The organism is Streptomyces tanashiensis (assembly GCF_014648895.1).
In the GTDB taxonomy this organism is placed as follows: Bacteria; Actinomycetota; Actinomycetes; order Streptomycetales; family Streptomycetaceae; genus Streptomyces; species Streptomyces tanashiensis.
Window position 1 is genome coordinate 1 of the sequence record NZ_BMRZ01000043.1, and the last position, 4,830, is coordinate 4,830.

2 protein-coding genes are annotated in these 4,830 nt (G+C 72.5%); both read right to left on the reverse strand.

From position 1 onward, the window contains the following. Positions 1–2,249, reverse strand: a 2,249-nt coding sequence (locus tag IE237_RS40280) for a type I polyketide synthase (RefSeq protein ID WP_189807193.1), incomplete at its 3' end; no start/stop codon positions are given. Between the two features lie 28 nt (positions 2,250–2,277). After that, positions 2,278–4,830, reverse strand: a 2,553-nt coding sequence (locus IE237_RS40285; RefSeq protein WP_189807194.1) for an SDR family NAD(P)-dependent oxidoreductase, incomplete at its 5' end; no start/stop codon positions are given.

Sequence of the window (4,830 nt, forward strand, 5' to 3'; positions counted from 1 at the left end):
ACCCGCACACCCTGGCCCTCCAGGACGGTCAGCAGACCGTCCAGAGCCTCCGCGTCACCGGCGATCACCGTCGAGGTCGGGCCGTTGACGGCCGCGACCTCGACACCCTCGACAAGGAGGCCACGGATCTCGGTCTCCGGCAGAGCCACGGAAGCCATGCCACCCGCACCGGACAGAACCCGGCCGATCGCCTGGCTCCGCAGAGCCACCACACGCGCCGCGTCCTCCAGGGACAGCGCACCCGCCACACACGCAGCGGCGATCTCACCCTGAGAGTGACCAAGCACCGCGTCGGGCACGACACCCGCCGCACGCCACACCGCCGCCAGCGACACCATCACCGCAAAGCTCGCCGGCTGGATCACATCGACCCGCTCCAGCAGCTCCGCAGCAGCATCGCCGCGCAGGACATCCGTCAGCGACCAGTCCACGAACGGCGCCAACGCACGCTCACACTCAGCCACACGATCCGCGAACACCGCCGACGAGTCCAGCAGTTCACGGCCCATACCGACCCACTGCGCACCCTGACCCGGGAACACGAACACCGAACGGCCCGGGCCACTGCCCCCGCCAGGGACAAGGCTCTTCACCAGCGTCGCGTCCGACTCACCGCCGGCCAGCGCACCCAGGCCCGACAGCAGCTCGTCACGCGAACCCGCGACCACCACCGCACGGTCCGACAGCACCGCACGCCCCGACAGCAGCGAAGCGGCCACACCCGCCTGCGACACCGTCTCGTCACCCTCGACGAACTCCGCCAACCGCGCCGCCTGACCCGGGAGCGCCCCCGCGCCCTTCGCCGAGACGACGAACGGGAGCACCGCATCGGTCTCTACCTGGAGGGGCAGCTCGTCCTCGGACGGCGCCTGCTCCAGGATCACGTGCGCGTTCGTCCCGCTCGCGCCGAACGACGAGACGCCCACACGGCGCGGACGCTCCGTCTCCGGCCACGACCGCGACTCCGTCAGCAGCTCCACCGCGCCCGCCGACCAGTCCACCTGCGGCGTCGGCTCGTCCACGTGCAGCGTCGCCGGAAGGACGCCGTGCCGCAGCGACTGCACGGTCTTGATCACCGCGGCGACGCCCGAAGCCGCCTGCGCGTGCCCGAGGACGGACTTGACGGAGCCCAGCAGCAGCGGCCGGCCCTCCTCGCGCCCCTGCCCGTACGTCGCGAGCAGCGCCTGCGCCTCGATCGGGTCGCCCAGCGTCGTCCCCGTACCGTGCGCCTCCACCATGTCGATGTCGGTGGTGGTCAGTCCGGCGTTGGCGAGGGCCTTGCGGATGACGCGCTGCTGCGCCGGACCGTTCGGGGCGGTGAGGCCGTTCGACGCGCCGTCCTGGTTGATCGCGGAGCCCCGGAGCACGGCCAGCACGCGATGCCCGTTCTTACGGGCGTCCGAGAGCCGCTCCAGGAGGAGCACGCCGACGCCCTCGGCCCAGCTGCTGCCGTCGGCGGACGCGGAGAACGCCTTGATGCGGCCGTCGGCGGCCAGGCCGCGCTGGCGAGAGAAGCCGACGAAGCCACCCGGCGTCGCCATGACGGTGGCGCCACCGGCCAGCGCCATGGAGCACTCACCGCGACGCAGGGCCTGGGCCGCCAGGTGCATGGCGACCAGCGAGGAGGAGCACATGGTGTCGACGGTGACCGCCGGGCCTTCCAGACCCAGGGTGTAGGCGACGCGGCCGGAGGCGACACCGCCGGCGGTGCCGAGGGCCCGTTCGAGGCTGAGGTAGCCCTCGAAGCCGCTCAGGTCCGGCGCGTAGTCCTGGTGCACCATGCCGGTGAAGACGCCGACGTCGGCGCCCCGCAGGGAGGTCGGGTCGATGCCGGCCCGCTCGACGGTCTCCCAGGACACCTCCAGGAGCTGGCGCTGCTGCGGGTCCATGGCGAGGGCCTCGCGCGGCGAGATCCCGAAGAACCCGGCGTCGAACTTGGCCGCGTCGTGCAGGAAGGCGCCTTCGCGGACGTAGGTGGTCCCGGGGTTGTCGGGATCCGGGTCGAAGAGTCCGTCGAGGTCCCAGCCGCGGTCGGTCGGGAACTCGGTGTAGACGTCGGCACCCGCGGAGACCACCCGCCAGAAGTCCTCGGGGTTGCTGATCCCTCCCGGGAAGCGGCAGCCCATCGAGACGATGGCTATGGGCTCGACGGCAGCGGCAGCGAGCTGGCTGTTCTCGTGCTGCAGCCTGGAGTTCTCCTTGAGCGACGCACGCAGTGCACTCACAAGCTGCTCGTCGGGCGATGCCATTTCTTCCTCCACGATCTGATGTAACGGGTCAGCTTGCGTCGTCGCCGAGTGCCAGCTGAATCAGGCTGGCGACGTCCATTGCGTCGATGAGTTCCGAGTTGTCCTCGGACGGCGCCGATGTCTCGGGGACGTCCGTCTCGGCAAGTTCCAGAAGGGCGTCCAGGACTCCGGACTCCTTGAAGCGGGCGAAGGGGACGGTCGCCAGGACACGCCTGAGGTCGTCCTCCCGCCCTTCGAACTCGTCTCCGGTGCTCCGGAGGAGTTCGGCGCGCAGGTACTCGACCAGCGCGTCGGGGGTGGGGTAGTCGAAGAGCAGCGTCGCGGGCAGGCGCAGGCCCGTGGCCGCTTGCAGGCTGTTGCGGAGGCCGACGGCCGCCAGCGAGTCGAATCCGACTTCCTGGAAGGCCTGGAGCGGCCGGATGGCCTCGGCACTGGTGTGCCCCAGGACGGTGGCGGCGTGGCTCCGGACGAGCCGGAGCAGGATCCGCTGCTGCTCGGTCTCCGAGGCCGCCGTCAGGCTCGCGACCAGGGACGAGTGGGCGTCGTCGGCGCCGGTGCCCGCATCGGGCTGCGTGGACCGCAGCGCCTCGCGTGCCTCGGGCAGTTCGCCGAAGAGGGGGCTCGGCCGGACGGACGTGAAGGCCGGGATGAAGGCCGCCCAGTCCATGTCGGCGACGACCACCGCGTTCTCGTCGGCGCGCAGGGCCTGCTCCAGGGTGCTCACGGCGACGTCGGGAGCCACCGGGAGGACGCCTCGGCGGCGCAGCTGGGCGAGCGCGGCCGGGTCGGCGCCGACACCGATCTGGTCGAGTGCGCCCCAGGCGAGGGAGGTCGCCTTGAGTCCGCGTGCGCGGCGGCGTTCGACGAGGGCGTCGAGGACGGCGTTCGCCGCTCCGGACGGGCCCTGCCCGCCGCCGCCCCAGACGCCGGCGATCGAGGAGAAGGTGACGAAGGCGTCGAGCTCGGTGTCCTTGAGGTGCTCTTCGAGCCAGACGGCGATCTCCACCTTCGCCGCGAACACCTCGGCGAGGTCGGCCCTGCGCGTGTCGGCCAGGGAGCTGGTCTGCATGACGTCGGCGGCGTGGATCACGGCGGTCAGCGGCCGGTCGGCGGGGAGTCCGTCGAGCAGGCGGGCGAGTGCGTCGTGGTCGGCGGCGTCACAGGCCACGACGCCCGTACGGACGTCCAGGCGGGCGAGTTCGGCACGCAGCGTCTCGACACCGTCCGCCGGGGAGTCCGGGGTGGTGGTGACGATCAGCGCTTCGGCGCCGCCGAGGGCGAGCCAGTGGGCCGCGTGCCGGCCGAGTCCTTCGGTACCGCCCGTGACGAGGACCGTTCCGCGCGGCTGCCACTGCTCCGTACCCGCCGTCTTCGGCAGGGACTTGCGGACCAGTCGGCGGGCGAGGACGCCCGTACGGCGGATCGCGAGCTGGTCCTCGTCGCCCGCGGCGTTGAGGACACCGAGCAGGCGCTGAACGGTCCGGCTGTCGATGTCGGCGGGCAGGTCGACGAGGCCGCCCCAGCGGTCCGCGTACTCCAGGCCCGCGGCACGGCCGAGGCCCCAGTGCGCCGCCTGTACCGGGGAGGTCACGGTGTCCTGCGCCCCGGTGCTCACCGCACCCGTGGTCAGGCACCAGAGCGGCTGGGTGGCACCCGTGTCGGCGAGGGCCTGGAGAAGCACCAGGGTGGTCTCGGCGACGGCCGCCGCGTCCTGCGACGCCTGCCCTCGCTCCAGCGCGTGGAGGGACAGCACGCCGGAGAGGTCGTGCTCGGCGAGGACGCCGCTCAGCGACCCGGCGAGCGACGCCCGGTCGCGGAGCCCGGCCTCCGGGACCTCCAGCAGCACCGTGCTGAGGCCCTGGGCGGCCAGGACGCGCGCCAGGTCGTCGGCCGAGCCGGCACCGGTCCGCTCGGCCGGGGCGATCACCAGCCACGTACCGCCCGGGATTCCGGGGGCCGACTGCGGCAGGGGCTGCCAGGTGACGGCATAGCGGAGGCCCTCCACCACGGACCGCTCGCGGCGGCCCTCCCGCCAGCCCGCCAGCAGCGGGACGACGGCGCCCAGAGCACTCTGGCGGTCGGTGGTGTCGGCCTTCAGGAGCGTGGCCAGCGCGTCCAGATCGGCGTCGTCGACGGCCGTCCAGAACTCCCGGTCGGCGTCGTTGACCTGGAGGTCGCCGTCGGCGGCACGGTCGGGAGCCTTGAGCCAGTAGTGCTCGTGGTCGAAGGCGTACGTCGGCAGGTCGACCTGGTGCCGGACGGACCCGGCAGGCAGGACCGCCGTCCAGTCGACGTCCACCCCGCGCACGAACGCCTCGGCAAACGAGGTCAGCATGCGCCGCATGCCACCCTCACCGCGGCGCAGGGAACCCACCAGCACCGGCGGGACCTCCGCAGCGTCGGCGATCTCCGTCACGGGCTGGAGGAGGACGGGGTGGGAGCTGACCTCGACGAAGACGCCGAAGCCCTCACCGATCAGGGAACGGACGGCGGGCTCGAAGCCGACCGTCTGGCGCAGGTTGCGGTACCAGTACCCACCATCGAGCACACCCTCGGACTCGATCCAGGCACCGTCCACGGA